A 16,752-nucleotide genomic window follows, 5' to 3' on the forward strand; every position below is an offset into this window, starting at 1 on the left:
TGTCTAATTAATTCAACATATCCTGTTTTGTAAATACTAAGAACGAAATAATAAGGGAAACAACTGCCCAAACAGTTAAATTCATCAAAGAAAATCCCATTGATAAGCCTTGTAATGCAGGTAATTTTCCTGATAAATAATCCGTTAATGATAAATTCACGCTAAAAATATATTTCGCACCTTCCCAAGATGTTGCGAACGAGCTTAAGATACCGCCTGCAATTAATGCAGCTAGCATAACGCCCATACCAGCTGGTGTATTACGAATTAAAACAGAGACCATAAATGATATAGTTCCGACAACGATAGCAACAAACCAGGCTAGTCCATACGCCATTAAGATGTATTGCCACTGCGGAATCAGATGCACAAAGTTCGTATTTAACGTTTCCTTATCAATGACGAATCCTGTTAAAACAGGTAAATTCCATCCCGAGTATCCAAATACAAGCCCTGATAATATGTAAGCAAACAAACCTACAAGAAACAGTATGAGCGAAATGAAAAATAACATCGTCACGTATTTACTAAGGAGTATTTTCCAGCGCCGAATCGGCCGCGTAAGTAACATCTTCATTGTCCCATCACTTCGTTCTCCTGAAACGATATCAATAGCGACAATCATTACGAGAAGCGGAATAAACAATGTAATTCCTTGTTCAATAAATGCTCTGACAAAAGTCGGTGCACCCGGTGCCATCGGGTTAATATCATGATCTAAATAATATTGTTGTTGCTCAACTCTTACCTTTAACCAATCACGCCATTCTTCTGGCAACCTAGAATTGTTCAACCGGTTCTGAGAATCAACAATTTGCTGTTGCAATGAAACCTTCCAATCAGTTGTACCGAGTCTTTTTTGTGTCGTTTCTATTTCACGATACTGCGCGTACACAAAAAGCGGGATCAAGATTGCTAAAATAAGCATGACAACAAAAATACGTTTCTTACGGTAAATCTTTTCTGATTCATTTAAAACTAGATTCGCAAATTCACGCATGCTGCTCACCCCTTGTGAGTTCAATAAATAAATCTTCTAGCGTAAATACAAGCTCCTTAACGCTATGTACATCTATTTCATTTTCTACAAATTTTTTATTCCAACTACTTATAGATGCAATATCCATGCGGCATAGTAATCGCTCGCCTTTTACACTCACTTCTCTTATTTCCTCGGCCGCTTCTAGCATATCTTTCGCCTTAGAAATTGGTGTAACAATCCATTCTACACGATCACTTGCTGTTTTAATTAATTCTTCAACTTTGGCAACTGTTATCATCTTTCCTTTATGAATAATAGCAACGCGATCGCATATCATTTGCACTTCACTTAGCAAGTGACTTGAAATAAACACGCTCATATTTTCTTCTTTCACAAGCTTATGTATAAATTCCCTAAGTTCTCTAATCCCTGCTGGATCTAAACCATTCGTTGGCTCATCTAATATAAGCAATTTAGGATTCCCAAGGAGCGCCTGTGCAATTCCAAGGCGTTGTTTCATACCAAGTGAGTACGTTTTTACCTTGTCATGAATTCTTTCATCTAAATGAACCATTTCAGCAATTTCAATAATTCGTTCATCTGATATATCACCTAACATACGAGCAAATTGCTTTAAATTTTCCCATCCTGTTAAATATGTATACAACTCTGGGTTTTCAACGATACTCCCAATTTGACGCATCGCTTCTCTGAAATTTTCCTTAATCGAATAACCACCGATAGAAATCTTACCTTCTGTCGCCTTAATCAATCCGACTAACATTCGAATGGTAGTCGTCTTTCCAGCACCGTTTGGTCCTAGGAACCCGAACACTTCTCCTTGCTTTACATCAAAGGAAATATTCTCTACAAGAGTCTTGTTTCCAATTACCTTCTTCAAGTCTCGTACGGAAAGTATCGTCGTCATTTTACCCCTCCTTGTTCTAGTTTTAATTTACTTACAACATTTTGAACTAAACGTTCTGCCATATACGTATAACCTACTTCATTCGGATGAAAATGATCAGAGTATAATAAATCTTTCCCGCGGTTTTGGAATAAATCAAATGTCGGTGTAATATACACATTTTTATCGTTTAGCGCTAACTTCTCTAAAGATGCATTCCAGTCCACAACAATGTTTGAAGACCCTTTTAAATCTTCTACATCTTCAAAAGGATTGTATAAACCAAGCCAAAAAATCGGACTATTTGCATTTAATTTACGAATTTCTTCTATAATTTTCTTTGCTTCATTTTGAAACGTTTCTGTATCAGGACGATACGTCTCTAAATCTATTTTCCCGAGCGATTCCCAGCCTGGGAACAAATCATTCCCGCCAATCGTTAACACGATTACATCTGCTTGCTTAATTGAATATTGAGCGCCACTACTCTCAATTTGTTTTAATAAATCGGGCATTTTTGCACCACTAACTGCTAAATTTGTTAATGCAATTTTTTGCTTATAATCTTTTTGTAAATCCTCTTTCATTCGCCCAACATAACCAATTCCTTCTTTATCACCAACGCCACGCGTTAATGAATCACCTAAACTAACGATTTGTAACGTTCCCGTTTTCTTTTTCTCTTTTGCCACTACATCGGTCTTTTTAATTAAATTTGAAGCTTTCGGATTTAATACATCATTTACACCTGAAACAAAGCCATATGCAAATAAACAGAAAGATGCAATTGTAATGAGTAGAATTACTTTTACTACTTTTGATCTCATATCAAAACCCCTTTTAGCCCTCATAGATTGTCCATAATTATACCAAACGAAATTTTGAAAAGCGATTTTCACACCTTCTCAATTATGTCGTTTCTCTATCTACTAACTCTGGTAATAACTCTATATGCTTCACATCTAATTTCTCTTCATTAATCTTTTCATATAATAATTCAAACGCTTTCACTCCAACGTTTTTACTAGAATGCGAAATCGTCGTTATACCCAATATATCTGCCACCTCTTGATCATCACACCCGATAATCGTAATATCCTCTGGAATACGAACTCCTTGTTTTTTTGCTTCTGTAACCATCCCCGCTGCAATATGGTTACAAGATACAAGGAACGCCGTCGGTTTTACTGACATATGAGCCCATTCTCTAATTACATTGCGTCCATCTTCCACTGTAAAACATCCCTCAAATTTCCAGGTCTCTAACGGTGTTACGATACTCTGTTGAAGCGAATCTTCGTACGCCTTCTTTCGTCTTTGGCTATTAACGCTATTACTTCTTCCAATACAATATCCAATACGTGTATGACCGGCATCTATCAAGCTTTTCATCCCACGTGAAAATACTTTGTAGTAATCGATATGGACACTTGAAATATACTTCGAATCTATTTCTTCACACATAACAATCGGGCCGAATTTCGTATATTCTTCAAGCTTCTCTTTACTATTTGTCCGAGAACAAATAATAACCCCATCAAGCTTTTTCATTTTTAACATATTTAAAATTTCTAGTTCTCTTTCTTCGCTATAATTTGTCTGGCAAAGCATCATATTATAATTATTCTTTGCTGTTTCTTTTGATATCCCCTCGATAATAGCACTATAATATTGATCATTTACGTGTGGCAATAAAACGCCAATTACATTCGTTTTTCCTTTCACTAAATGAATTGCATTCACGTTTTGCGTGTAATTTAATTCTTCTATAATTGCTAAAATTTCTTTTCGTTTCTGTTCATTTACGTACGGATGATTATTTAGTACACGTGAAACAGTTGAAACAGATACTCCAGCAAGTTCAGCAATCTTTCTTATATTTGTCATCTCATTTTCCCCTTCTCACAAAAATTCTCCCTTGACCTGGTAAGCTTTCCACAATATATCCTTTCCTAGCAAATACATTTAGAAAGGATATACAACTATGCTTCGATTCAAATTAGAATATATATTTTTCATTGGCGGTTTACTCATTCTTGCCATCGGTATTAATATGATGACAACAATTACTTCCTTTGGACTTAGTCCTTATGATTCCTTCTTTATTGCACTATATCAAAATTTTGGGATAAGCATTGGTTTTTGGATTTTCATGATTAACTTTGCCTTTACACTTATCGTACTCTTTTGGAATAAAAAACAAATTACAATCGGTACAATTGTAACGATGGTTCTTATTTCTCTTTTTGTTGATTGGATTGGTTCCATTACAACTATTATGGACGCTATCCGCTCTCTTCCAAAATATATAACACTTATTTGCGGAAATCTATTCGTTGGAGCTGGAATTGGTCTTTACGTCTCTACAAACCTTTGCGCAGCGCCTCAAGAAGCTTTCGTTTTAACGGTTGCTGAAAAGAAAAAATGGACGTTTAGAAGAACAGAGATTTCATTAGCCTTTTTATTTTTAACGTTAAGCTTTTTATTAGATGGACCTATCTATTTTGGAACAATCATCTTATCCTTTACAACAGGCTGGATTATCCAAGCATTTATTCAAGTTGGTACGCAGATTTTAAATAGAAAAGAGCCTATTAAGCAAGCTGCTTAATAGGCTCTTTCTGTTTTATGGTAAGAGATACTACTTAGCATCCCCTTCAATTCGATAGTTCGCTTTCAAACAATCGATTTCTTCATACCCTTGCAACGTATGTAGAATATAATCATAATCAGCAAGAGACGCACGATGCGTTACAATTACAATTTCAGCCTTTCCTTTCTCTTCAAGCGGCATTTGAATAATCTTTTCAAAGCTAACGCCACGCTCAGAGAACAATGAAGTAATTTTTGCAAATACACCAATTTCGTCTTTTACATGAAGTCTTAAAAACTTTTTCACGACAATTTCGTCTGGCTCTTTTAATACTTTTTGATATTGTGGGACTACAGCACTATTTCCTGTTACCCCTAATCTAATATTTTGCATTACAGCAACTAAATCCGAAACAACAGCTGTCGCTGTCGGTAAACTTCCTGCGCCTGGTCCATAAAACATCGTTTCTCCAACTGCTTCACCGTACACATACACAGCGTTATATTCATTTTGTACTGCCGCAAGAGGATGTGTATTTGGAAGTAAAGTTGGTTCAACTGTAACCTCCAATTTTTCACCATCTCGTTTTGCAAGACCGATTAATTTAATTGTATAACCTAAGCTCTTACTGTATTCAATATCTTCCTCTGTAATAGAGGTAATCCCTTTTACTTTCACATCTCCAAGCTCTACATTTGTAGAGAAACCGAGAGTAGCTAAAATCGTCATTTTTCTTGCTGCATCTAAACCTTCTACGTCTGATGTTGGATCTGCTTCTGCAAATCCAAGTTGTTGGGCTTCTTTTAACACGTCGTTATATGCTCTCCCTTCATCTGACATTTTCGTCAAAATAAAATTTGTCGTTCCATTTACAATTCCCATTACTTTCGTAATAAGATCTGAAGAAAGTCCTTCTACGATACTGCGTAAAATTGGAATTCCCCCTGCCACACTCGCCTCATAGAATAAATCAGCCTTATTATCTTTTGCTGTCGCTAATAATTCAGCTCCATGTAATGCCATTAAGTCTTTATTTGCAGTTACAACATGCTTTCCGCTTTTTAAAGCTTGTAAAATATATGATTTTGCATCATCAATGCCACCCATCACTTCGATGACAACATCAATATTTGGATTATCTAAAATTTCATTTGCATCTTGTGTTAATAGAGTAGAAGGTACCTCTACCTCTCTCTCTTTCTCAATGTTTTGCACTAATACTTTCGTTACCTTAACTGGACAACCTACTTGGTGTATGAGTCGTTCTTGATGATCCGTAATAATACGAACCACACCACTGCCAACTGTCCCAAGACCTAATAACCCAACTTGAATTTCTTTCATAGTACTGTCCACCCCTCAAAAATTGTGTTTAGATGAAATTATATGAGTAAAAAATCTGAAAAACAATGTATTTTGAACATTCGGAAAAATATAAGTTAATCTTTACAAGGAAAACGTTGCCACGTGTTACACAATCTTTCTTTACAATATATAAGGGGTTTCTTGATACACGTAATAATTCAACCAATTAGAAAACAATAAATTACCATGACTCCTCCACCTAACAAGCGGCTTTTCATCTGGATTATTATGTTTAAAATAGTTTTTTGGCACATCAATATTTAATCCCTTGTCACGATCTCGTTCGTATTCTTGTTTTAACGTCTCACAACTATATTCGCTATGTCCAAGGGCAAAAACTTGCCTTCCTTCTGGCCCAATAACAAGGTGAACACCTGCTTCTTCAGAGCTTGCTAACAATGTTAATTCTTTCACTTCTCTAATATCATTCTCTCGTACTTCTGTATGACGAGAATGCGGAGCAAAAAACAATTCATCAAATCCTTGTAACAATTTCACATGTTGCTCGCAAACCTCATGTTCAAATACACCGAACATTTTTTCCTTAAGGGGATACTTTGGAACACCATAATGATAGTACAAACCAGCCTGTGCCCCCCAGCAAATATGGAGCGTAGATGTTACATTCGTTTTTGAATACTCCATAATACGTTTAAGCTCTTCCCAATAATCTACTTCTTCAAAAGAAAGAGTTTCAACTGGTGCTCCTGTAATAATGAGCCCATCAAATTTTTCATTTTCAATATCACGAAACGTTTTATAAAAGCTCGTTAAATGGTCCTGCGCTACATTACGAGACAGATGTGATTCCATATGAAGTAAATGAACATCTAATTGCAACGGTGTGTTTCCAATTAAGCGAAGTAATTGTGCCTCTGTATCTTGCTTCGTTGGCATTAAATTTAATATAGCAATTTTCAAAGCGCGTATATCTTGTGTTTCTGCCCGCTCCTTCGTCATTACAAAAATATTTTCTTTTTGCAACACTTTGCGAGCCGGTAAATCTTTATCAATTATGATCGGCATGTGTTTTGCCTCCAACTAGAGCTGCTTCTAAATCTGCAATAATATCAGAAACATCTTCTATACCAACCGATAAACGAATTAAATCAGATGTAACACCAGCTAAACGCTGATCTTCAGCATTTAATTGTCTATGCGTCGTACTAGCGGGATGTATAACGCAAGTTCGTGCATCAGCTACGTGCGTTACAAGAGTTGCTAGTTTTACATTTGCGATAAATTCTTTTGCTGCTTCTAATCCCCCTTTAATACCAAATGTTAAAACCCCACTAGCACCTTTTTTCAAATACTTTTGTGCTAACGAGTAATTTTCATTACTATCTAATCCCGGATAATTCACCCATTCAATACGTTCATGATTAGCAAGCCACTTAGCAACTGCCAGAGCATTTTCGCTATGACGCTCCATTCGTAAATGCAAAGTCTCTAAGCCAATATTGCTAATATATGCATTGAATGGGCTCATACAATTTCCATAATCTCTTAATAGTTGAACACGTGCTTTCACAATATATGCTGCTGCACCAAAGTTTTGAACGTAACTTACACCGTGATAACTTGGATCTGGTTCAACAAGCTCAGGATATTTTCCATTTGTCCAATCAAAATTTCCACCGTCAATTACAATACCGCCTAAAGAGCTCGCATGCCCATCGATATATTTAGTCGTAGAATGAACAATAATATTTGCCCCATATTCAAACGCTTGGCATAAATAAGGAGTTGCTAATGTATTATCAACGATAAAAGGTACCTCTAATTCTTTAGCGGCAGCTGAAAATTCTTTGAAATTTAAAACATTCATCGCTGGATTTCCTAATGATTCTGCATAGATAAGTTTCGTCTTATCGTTAGCAAGTGCCGTAATTTCATCTGCCGTTAAATTTGGATTAAAGAACGTAACATCAATGCCAAGCTTACGTAAACTCACCCCAAATAAATTAAACGTTCCCCCGTAAACAGTTGAAGAGCAAAGTAAATGATCCCCACTACTACAAATATTTAAAACTGCGAGCATAATAGCTGCTTGCCCAGAAGCCGTTGCAACAGCTCCTACACCGCCTTCTAAATCTGATAACTTCTGCTCAAATGCGGCTAGAGTAGGGTTTCCAATACGCGTATAAATATATCCTTCTGCCTCTAAGTTAAATAGAGCTGCTAAATCATCCGAAGTATCGTATTTATACGTTGTGCTTTGATAAAGTGGTAAAACACGTGGTTCACCATTCTTTGGCGTATAGCCACCTTGCACACAAATCGTTCCTTTTCCCCATGATTCTCCCATCTCTCATTCTCCTTTCTTTTATACAAAATAAAAAACTGCCCCTTTCCTGAAAACAAGAAAGGAGCAGTTTGAAAACACGCTCTAAAGGCTCTTTCTTATCTCTCAGGATTACTACCTGCAGGATTTGGCACAATTCCGTTATACGGCTGTTGCCAAGGTTTCATCGGGCCTGTCCCTCCACCTTTTCTTGATAAGACTATGCAATTACCGTTGATTTTATAGCAATAATTTCCTAATGTCAAACAGTTTTTCTGAATGTTCTAAAATAAATGTTAACAGTTTCATATAAAGCAACAAAAGAAATATATTCTAGTCTATTTCAAAAAAGACCTTTAAAAAACTCAAATCAGTCTATAAAATTAAATAAGTAATTTAACCTATAAATTCAAATTCTCTAAAATTCAGCCTATATGTTGAATAGGCGGTCCTCTCAAAAAGATACTATATATATTCAATCCATTTTCCACTAGTATATTTCACTTTTTCCCTACTGAGATTTACATAACGGAGGTATAACATGAAAAATAAAAAAGATATGCAGTACATACTTGCTCTATATGGCATTCTTCTAGGATCTATAGTAGGAGCTACAGTCTGGTTATTTTTAGTCACAATAAATATTGGAATCCACTTTATTTGGGGATACTTGCCTGAAGTTCTCTCTTATCCCTCTTATTACACCCTTTGCGTAACAATAATTGGCGGGGGCCTCGTTGGTCTATCACAAAAATATTTCGGTATATATCCACGCCTTATGCCTGAAGTGATGACTGAATATAAAAAAACTGGTCGAATCGAATATCGCTTTGTCCATCAGGCTACTTTAACAGCGATTATTGTTTTAATTTTCGGAGCTAGTCTTGGTCCAGAAGCCGCACTAGTTGGAATTATAGGCGGACTGTGCACATGGGTAGGGGATCGCTTTAAATTTGCCTTAAAGGGTATGAATGAGCTAACCGAGATTGGAATTGGCGCTACTTTAAGTGTCATTTTTAACGCACCATTATTCGGTTATTTAGCACCGAATGAAAATGAGGGGGAACAAATTGCTGCTTTTTCTAAAGGAAAAAAGGCAATTGTATACTTAGCTACTACTTTCGCAGGTTTTTCTGTTTATTTACTACTGAGTAAACTCGATAATCGTGGATCCTTTATTGTTGATTTCGGGGAAGGTGCACTTTCTTTCAATGAATGGATCGCATTTCTTCCACTTGCTAGTATCGGTGCTATAGTTGGTTTCTTTTATTTCAAGTTAGAATTCACATTAGAGAAGTTAATTCACCCTTTTAGGGAATACAAGCTGACACTCGGAATTATCGGTGGCATTTTATTAGGAATTGCAGGAACTTTTCTTCCGTACACATTATTTTCAGGGGAACATCAATTAAAAGAGTTAGTTGTTGAATGGAGCCATTTATCTTTTTGGATACTACTTCTTTCAGGGATTTTAAAGTTGTGTATTACTGCCGTTTGTTTGAACACAGGGTGGCGGGGTGGACATATATTCCCAATTATATTTTCCGGATCAAGTATTGGATACGCTATAGCATCTATTCTTCCTATAGATCCAGTAGCATCCGTTGCTATCGTAACGACAGCAATTTCAAGCTATGCGTTACGAAAGCCAATAGCTATAACATTACTATTACTTATGTTTTTCCCGCTTAATTTACTATTGCCCATGCTTGGTGCAGCTGCTATCGGGAATGCCTTTCCACTCCCAAAACATAACGAAAATAAAAATTAATAAAAATAGGCAGTGGGGACGAAAGCTCCACTGCCTATTTTTTTATTACACATGCTGCTTTAATAACGCTTCTAACTCCTCAAAATTATGCACTTCATATGTCGGTATAATCCCACTATCATTTAATTTCCTTTCTGGATTAAACCAACAAGTATCAATTCCCGCTACATATCCACCTTTAATATCAGCGCTTAATGAATCACCAATAATCAGCCCTTCTTCAGGTGCAAAGTTAGGAATCCGTTCAAAAACATAATCAAAATACTCTTTCATCGGCTTTTGAAAACCTGTATCTTCCGAAACAAAAACATCTTTAAACAATGAATGTAACCCTGCATTACGCAAACGTTTATCTTGCGTCTTAGAAACACCATTTGTCACTATATACAACTCATACTCCCCTTGAATTTGATTTATAAATTCAAACGCACCTTGCATGAGTTGATTTCCTTCTTCTAAGTAGTTACGGTAATTATTTTCGAGTAATATTCCGTCTACTTCTTCTCCATACTCTTGAAACAACAGAGAGAATCGTGTATTTATAACTTCCTTGCGTGATAGTTCACCTTTTTCAAAAGCATCCCAAAGACCTTTATTTATTTTTTTATAACGAGCCTCTATCTCGTCTGTTAAAGGGATTCCCTTCTCTTCAAAAAGCACCCGTAAAGCCATTTTTTCAGCCTTTTGGAAATCTAATAATGTATCATCTACATCAAATAGCAATGTTTTATATTTTTTCATAAATTCATCACACTCTCTTTTCTACAAAAACAAATTTACATAAATCGTATCATTCCTTCTTGTAAAGATAATAGGAGATATCTCATACTATACATAGGGGTGAAAATATGAAAATCAGCAAAAATGAGGAAGAAATTTATCAATACATGCAAATCCATCAATTCCATACCCTATTTTCATTTCATGTCTTGCCATATGTAGAGCTGCATTCTTTTCAAACGAAAGAGATGATATGTAGCGAAGGAAATGCTCTCCCTTATCTCTATTACTTAATTTCTGGGAAAGCAAAAATATATATGAGTCATAAAAACGGGAAGGTTTCATTAATTAATTTTATTCAAGCACCATCTTTTATCGGGGAATTAGGATTAATAGGAGTAGAAAATATTACTAAGTCCGTTGAAGTACTAGAAGATTGTGTTTGTTTGGCACTTCCTCTTAAAGATTGTCAGCAACTTTTATTACAAGATGCAACGTTTTTACAGCACTTATGCAAATTTATTGGAGAAAAGACAATTACTCGCACTGAAAATTACGCAAAAAACTATAGTTATCCTTTTGAAAATCGATTAGCTGCTTTTATTTTATTAACAGAACAAAATAATTGTTATATAGAAAAGCATACTGAGGCCTCGGAATATTTAAATGTCAGCTACCGTCATCTTTTATATGTATTAAATCAGTTTTGCCAACAAAATTACTTAAAAAAAGACGGAAGAACCTATTACATACGAGATCGAATTCAATTAAAAAAACTTGCTGATGAACTAAAAATATAAAAAAAGCAGCATTAACGTTTACATGTTAATGCTGCTTTTTCGAGTGACGATTATAATTTTAATTAAAATTTACTTGCTACTTTAGCTGCTTCTTCAAGACCTGTAGCAATGATTTCTTCCGCTTTATCTGGGAATTGGTTATGTCCTTCAATAATTACTGTTTCCATGTTTGTTGCGCCGAAGAAGCCCATCATACTTGCTACATATTTAACAGCCATTTCTACCTCAGCTGCTGGACCTTCTGAATATACGCCGCCTCGTGCATTTAATAATGCAATCTTCTTATCACCGATTAGGCCAACTGGACCCTCTGGCGTGTATTTGAACGTTTTACCAGCACGGTTTAAATAATCAATATATGTGTGTAGCACTGCTGGAATCGTTAAGTTCCATAATGGGAAGCCGAAAACAACTTTATCAGCTTCTAGGAATTGATTTAAATACTTATCAGCAACTGCTACTGCTTTTGCCTCTTCTTCTGTTAAATCAAATCCTTTACCTGCCTTGAATGTACCATTGATCATGTCTACACCTACATATGGTAATTCTTCTTTATATAAATCCAGTTCTACTACTGTATCATTTGGGTGTGCTTCTTTATAGTTTGCTAAAAATGCCTCATATAATTTTACACTAACTGCTTGTTCCGCTGGACGGTTGTTTGCTTTAACGAATAAAACTGTTGCCATTATTTCTTCCTCCTAGTACTCACTCTTATGTTGTTATATGCTTTCAAAAAAGGTATCCCTTGTAATTGTTGTTTTGTTGCTTACAAACATATTTTATCTTTATATCAAGACAATTTCGTCCTCACATAGACGTATTTTTCCATAAAAAAAGTCCACCTTCTAAAGGCGAACTAGGTCTTACGACTTTTGTCTTATACAATTCCATTTTTCACTGCATATAACGCCGCTTGCGTACGATCGGATAAATTTAATTTACTCAAAATGCTACTTACATGCGCCTTAACCGTCTTTTCTGTAATAACTAAAACAGATGCAATTTCCTTATTGCTCATCCCTTTTGCTAATAGTTGCAACACCTCATTTTCTCTCGCTGTTAGCACATCCACTTGAATAGAATGTTCTTCTTCCTTTTCTTCTACAGGTAATGTTTGAGAGAGAAGAGCATTTGCTATATCCGGATGTAATTGAATATTACCTTTATATGCACTTCGAATAGCCTCAACAAGCTGATCCGGTTCTACATCTTTTAAAATATACCCACTTGCTCCAGCCCTTAATGCAGGTAACACATGCGCCTGATCAGAAAAGCTAGTTAATACAATTACTTTCACATTTGGATACTCTTTTTTAATATATGCCGTCGCCTCAACACCATCCATTTCAGGCATATATAAATCCATTAATATAACATCAGGATTTATTTCTCCTACTTTCACTAACGCTTCTTTCCCATTATTCGCTTCTCCAACTAACTCTAAATCTTCCTGTGTACTTAAGAAAAATGCTAATCCTTTTAAAACGACTGTATGATCATCAACTAACAATACTTTTATTTTCACAAACTTCCCTCATTTTCACATCATAATGGTACATTTACTTTTACGCTCGTTCGTTTATTACTACTTACAATTTTAATTGTTCCACCAACTAATTCTACTCTTTCACGCATCGTAGTCATACCTAGTGATTTCTTTTCTTTTATATTCTTTTCCACAAAGCCCTTTCCTTGATCAACTATTTCTAATGATACATTTTTCTCATTCACTGTAAAATAAATCGTCGCTTCTTTTACACCTGCATGCTTACTTACATTGTTCAGTGCTTCTTGGCCAATGCGCCATAAAGCTTCTTCTACTACACGAGGTAAATCACGAACACCCGTAACTTGCTCCCTAATTTTCAGTCCCAAATTTTCACCGTACTGCTTTAGAGCTGGCAATAATCCTTTTTCTAATCCTGCTGGACGAAGCTGCCAAATTAATGTCCTCATTTCTTTCAAAGCTCCTTGTGCAAGTTCACGCATCTCATGCAAAGATTGATCTACCTTTTCATTTTTACCTTTTAAAACTGCCTCGGCGCCTTTTGTCATGAAGGTTAATGAAAATAATTTTTGCGAAACAGAATCATGTAAATCTCTTGCTAATCGGTTTCTTTCTTCCATTCGTACAAGTTCACGGCGCTGCTCGTTTAACCTCAAATTCTCTATTATTAACGAAACATGGTTTGATAGCGCTTGAATTACATCTATTGTATTAGCATCAAACTCTCCATTATTCAAGCTAACACATAAAACACCAAATATATGGTTTTGAATATGTATTGGCGTAGCAATAACAGTTTGATTTAGATGCACATTATGCCCTATTTGATGTTTTATTAGAACTGGTTCATCTTGCTCTAACGCCTTGTTGGCCGCCTCTTTTACATCCTCTTGTAACTCTTCCTGAACGTAAGACGCTCGCAGAGATAATTCTTTTTCCTCCCTAATAAAAAGCGCTACTTGATTCCATTGAAATACTTCACCTACGTGATTTACCACCTTTTCAGGTAATACATTAAACTTATGAATCGTTTTTAAATCTTGAATGAAACGCTCTAATTTCACATAATAATGTGCTCTTCTTTTTTCATTTTCATATAATTTTGTTCGCTTTAAAGCCGTACCAATTTGGAAAGCAACCGATTGGAGTAATACTAATTCTTCTTCCGAAAAATGTGTTTTACCCGGACTTGCAACATTTAACAACCCAAATTTTTCTCCTCCAGCTTTTAAAGGAACCGTAGCATGATGAAGAATGCCCTCCGTATCTCCCCAATTATATTCAATTGCATTATTAATTCTTTTACATTCAATAATATTAACGGCTCTCTCTAATTTCCCATCTACAAAACCTCGTAAACACCAACACTCACCTTCGCACATCGGGCGTTTATTTTCATATGTAAGTGCCTCTGGTAATTGGTAATCAATCAACTTCGTATACTTCCCATTTTCATCTGCAAGAAAAATCCATCCTGTCGTTAAGCCTGTCACACTTAGTAATTTCTCTAGGACAGCTTGCAATACATGATACGTATCATTTGATGTATTTAATGTTTCTGCAATTTCCTTTAATATAACTAATTCATTTGTACGATTATCTCGAAACATACTCAGTCTCCTGCATACAAGATTTTAAATAGCTCTTAAAATAAATCATCTACTTTTCACTTTGTACTTATTCGTAACATTGATATAATGGTGAAAACATAGTTTTCATTATATCACTTGAGGGGGCTTTCATAATGACATTAAATAAAGCACTTACTATCGCTGGTTCTGACACAAGTGGCGGTGCTGGTATACAAGCAGATTTAAAAACATTCCAAGAACTTGGCGTATACGGAATGACATCTCTTACAACAATCGTAACGATGGATCCACATAACGGTTGGGCACATAACGTATTTCCAATCCCAGCTTCTACATTAAAACCACAATTAGAAACAACAATTGAAGGTGTTGGCGTAGATGCTTTAAAAACAGGTATGCTTGGATCAGTAGAAATTATTGAAATGGTTGCAGAAACAATCGAAAAGCACAATTTCAAAAATGTAGTAGTTGACCCTGTTATGGTATGTAAAGGTGCAGATGAAGCATTACATCCTGAAACGAACGATTGCTTACGTGACGTTCTTGTGCCAAAGGCATTAGTTGTAACGCCAAACTTATTTGAAGCTTACCAATTAAGCGGTGTGAAAATTAATTCTCTTGAGGACATGAAAGAAGCAGCGAAGAAAATCCACGCTTTAGGTGCCAAATACGTACTAATTAAAGGCGGAAGCAAACTTGGTACGGAAACTGCAATCGACGTCCTATATGATGGAGAAACATTCGAACTTCTAGAATCAGAAAAAATCGATACAACCAATACACACGGTGCAGGTTGTACATATTCTGCTGCAATTACAGCAGAACTTGCAAAAGGAAAACCTGTGAAAGAAGCAGTAAAAACTGCTAAAGAATTCATCACAGCTGCTATTCGTTACTCATTCAAAATTAACGAATACGTAGGTCCAACTCACCATGGTGCATATCGTAAATTCGTTGTATCAAAAGAACTTGTCTAATATATAAATAAAAACACTCACAAGGTTCATACATTGACTCTGTGAGTGTTTTTTATAAGCTTTATGTCTTCTGGTCATCTTATCTTTAAGATGCAGAGCTGACCTTATTTCTACCATTTCGTTTCGAGTAGTATAACGCATCATCCGCCGCTTGAATAAATTGCTCTGATGACCCTTCATACTCTGAAACCCCTACCGAAACCGTAATTTTTATTTTTGTTCCATCTAACAATTGAAATGGGTGACTTTCAACAGCTGTACGAATTTGCTCGCCCATACAAATTCCGTAAGCTAATCCCTTATTCGGTATCAAAAGCGCAAACTCCTCTCCCCCCTTTCGAAAAGCCAAATCTGGAAATTGTGAAGTTTCTCGTAAAATACATCCTACTTGTTTTAACACTTCGTCCCCTGCAGGATGCCCGTACGTATCATTTACATACTTAAAGTGATCAATATCTATAAGGAGTAAACAAAGCGAATCATTTTTCATGTTCTTATTACTAATATGATGATTCATCTCTAAATCAAACTGTCTTACGTTTCCTAGACCTGTCAATGCATCTATCGTTGCGTATTGTTTCATCTTTTGAAATAACTCATTGGATTGTAAAACATAGTTTGTACTTACGAATGTTATGTAACCTGTAGTAATACTTGAAATTAAATATAGTACAACTACAGATATATCATTAAATAATATATACATCGGTACTATCAAAATAGAAAGGCAGTATACGTGTAACCATACTAACTTTAACGTAATCGAAGTTTGTATTCTTGCAATAAAGATAACACCAATTCCACTTAGTAAAATTGTATAGCAAGCCAATTCGGAAGCTAAAGAGTACTCAGTAAAAATTAGCCGAGTAATTAAAATTATAGTAACTGTTATACTACTAGCTACCGGACCTCCAACTATAATTGCCAAAATAACGGCTAAATAACGTAAATCCAACATAATATCTTCAATGTGTACACCAAAATGCATTAACAGTACACCTAATATTCCAGTAAAAATACCGATTACACACTTCTGCAAAAAAGAGAATTCTTCTTTTAACGGTTTATCCCTTAAAAGCTGACCTCCAACAAAAATAAAGGAAATAATAATTGTTGTATTTACAAATAAGTCCCTTAACATAAAATAATCTCCCTACTTTTCCATCTATCCCCTTCCTCACTTTATTGTATACGAAATCCCTATAATTCCCAAAGTTTTTTGTTTATTTTTTTGCTGTTCCACGTGAAACA

The 16,752-nt window shown here is 35.5% G+C and carries 16 protein-coding genes and 1 riboswitch; of the genes, 4 read left to right on the forward strand and 12 right to left on the reverse strand.

Going from position 1 to position 16,752, the window contains the following annotated elements; translation table 11 throughout:
- Positions 1-7: 7 nt before the first annotated feature.
- The 4 genes from ACUXVC_RS27120 to ACUXVC_RS27135 are packed head-to-tail and all read right to left on the reverse strand — an operon-like array spanning position 8 to position 3,776.
- Positions 8-1,000, reverse strand: coding sequence for an ABC transporter permease subunit (locus ACUXVC_RS27120; RefSeq protein ID WP_001206475.1), 993 nt, complete (start codon positions 998-1,000; stop codon positions 8-10).
- Complete coding sequence (locus tag ACUXVC_RS27125) at positions 993-1,910, reverse strand: ABC transporter ATP-binding protein (protein WP_000207730.1); 918 nt, start codon at positions 1,908-1,910, stop codon at positions 993-995. Before ACUXVC_RS27125 ends, ACUXVC_RS27120 begins: the two co-directional genes overlap by 8 nt.
- The gene (locus tag ACUXVC_RS27130; RefSeq protein ID WP_015055217.1) at positions 1,907-2,788 is read right to left on the reverse strand and encodes an SGNH/GDSL hydrolase family protein; all 882 of its coding nucleotides are present in this window, start codon (positions 2,786-2,788) and stop codon (positions 1,907-1,909) included. Before ACUXVC_RS27130 ends, ACUXVC_RS27125 begins: the two co-directional genes overlap by 4 nt.
- Before the next feature lie 10 nt (positions 2,789-2,798).
- The gene (locus ACUXVC_RS27135; protein ID WP_000181976.1) at positions 2,799-3,776 is read right to left on the reverse strand and encodes a LacI family DNA-binding transcriptional regulator; all 978 of its coding nucleotides are present in this window, start codon (positions 3,774-3,776) and stop codon (positions 2,799-2,801) included.
- Positions 3,777-3,873: 97 nt separating this feature from the next.
- Between ACUXVC_RS27135 and ACUXVC_RS27140 the strand changes: the two genes are divergently transcribed.
- Positions 3,874-4,500, forward strand: coding sequence for a YczE/YyaS/YitT family protein (locus tag ACUXVC_RS27140; protein WP_000943411.1), 627 nt, complete (start codon positions 3,874-3,876; stop codon positions 4,498-4,500).
- Positions 4,501-4,530: 30 nt separating this feature from the next.
- Here ACUXVC_RS27140 and ACUXVC_RS27145 read toward each other — a convergent pair whose 3' ends face one another.
- The 3 genes from ACUXVC_RS27145 to ACUXVC_RS27155 form a co-directional block, all read right to left on the reverse strand.
- Positions 4,531-5,826: a homoserine dehydrogenase gene (locus tag ACUXVC_RS27145; RefSeq protein ID WP_000659109.1), complete on the reverse strand. Its 1,296-nt coding sequence runs from the start codon at positions 5,824-5,826 to the stop codon at positions 4,531-4,533.
- Positions 5,827-5,967: 141 nt separating this feature from the next.
- Positions 5,968-6,873, reverse strand: coding sequence for a homoserine O-acetyltransferase MetA (metA, locus tag ACUXVC_RS27150; protein ID WP_144465587.1), 906 nt, complete (start codon positions 6,871-6,873; stop codon positions 5,968-5,970).
- Entirely contained in the window at positions 6,857-8,155 is a 1,299-nt protein-coding gene (locus ACUXVC_RS27155) for a bifunctional O-acetylhomoserine aminocarboxypropyltransferase/cysteine synthase (protein WP_000504786.1), read from the reverse strand. Before ACUXVC_RS27155 ends, metA begins: the two co-directional genes overlap by 17 nt.
- Positions 8,156-8,247: 92 nt before the next feature.
- Positions 8,248-8,352: riboswitch (SAM riboswitch) on the reverse strand.
- A gap of 320 nt (positions 8,353-8,672) precedes the next feature.
- On the opposite strand from ACUXVC_RS27155, the gene ACUXVC_RS27160 reads away from it, so the two are divergent.
- Positions 8,673-9,902, forward strand: a complete 1,230-nt coding sequence (locus tag ACUXVC_RS27160; RefSeq protein WP_144465586.1) for a chloride channel protein — start codon at positions 8,673-8,675, stop codon at positions 9,900-9,902.
- A 45-nt stretch (positions 9,903-9,947) separates the two neighbouring features.
- On the opposite strand, the gene ACUXVC_RS27165 is transcribed toward ACUXVC_RS27160, so the two are convergent.
- Positions 9,948-10,643 (reverse strand): YjjG family noncanonical pyrimidine nucleotidase, encoded by a 696-nt coding sequence (locus ACUXVC_RS27165; protein WP_144465585.1) that lies wholly within the window; start codon positions 10,641-10,643, stop codon positions 9,948-9,950.
- Between the two features lie 107 nt (positions 10,644-10,750).
- Between ACUXVC_RS27165 and ACUXVC_RS27170 the strand changes: the two genes are divergently transcribed.
- Positions 10,751-11,422 carry a transcriptional regulator YeiL gene (locus tag ACUXVC_RS27170; RefSeq protein ID WP_095689942.1) on the forward strand — a complete coding sequence of 224 codons (672 nt, stop codon included), beginning with the start codon at positions 10,751-10,753 and terminating at the stop codon, positions 11,420-11,422.
- Between the two features lie 62 nt (positions 11,423-11,484).
- On the opposite strand, the gene ACUXVC_RS27175 is transcribed toward ACUXVC_RS27170, so the two are convergent.
- The 3 genes from ACUXVC_RS27175 to ACUXVC_RS27185 form a co-directional block, all read right to left on the reverse strand.
- Entirely contained in the window at positions 11,485-12,111 is a 627-nt protein-coding gene (locus ACUXVC_RS27175) for an FMN-dependent NADH-azoreductase (RefSeq protein WP_000246722.1), read from the reverse strand.
- A 191-nt stretch (positions 12,112-12,302) separates the two neighbouring features.
- Positions 12,303-12,950, reverse strand: a complete 648-nt coding sequence (locus ACUXVC_RS27180; RefSeq protein WP_144465584.1) for a response regulator — start codon at positions 12,948-12,950, stop codon at positions 12,303-12,305.
- Positions 12,951-12,970: 20 nt separating this feature from the next.
- The gene (locus ACUXVC_RS27185) at positions 12,971-14,542 is read right to left on the reverse strand and encodes a GAF domain-containing sensor histidine kinase (protein WP_000488131.1); all 1,572 of its coding nucleotides are present in this window, start codon (positions 14,540-14,542) and stop codon (positions 12,971-12,973) included.
- A 134-nt stretch (positions 14,543-14,676) separates the two neighbouring features.
- Here ACUXVC_RS27185 and pdxK point away from each other — a divergent pair, with 134 nt between their 5' ends.
- Positions 14,677-15,501 (forward strand): pyridoxine/pyridoxal/pyridoxamine kinase, encoded by an 825-nt coding sequence (gene pdxK, locus ACUXVC_RS27190; RefSeq protein WP_000174259.1) that lies wholly within the window; start codon positions 14,677-14,679, stop codon positions 15,499-15,501.
- Positions 15,502-15,586: 85 nt separating this feature from the next.
- Here the strand turns inward: pdxK and ACUXVC_RS27195 are convergent, their stop codons facing one another.
- Positions 15,587-16,642, reverse strand: coding sequence for a GGDEF domain-containing protein (locus tag ACUXVC_RS27195; RefSeq protein WP_000942875.1), 1,056 nt, complete (start codon positions 16,640-16,642; stop codon positions 15,587-15,589).
- Positions 16,643-16,752: the final 110 nt, after the last annotated feature.

This window comes from Bacillus sp. N6, from assembly GCF_052805735.1.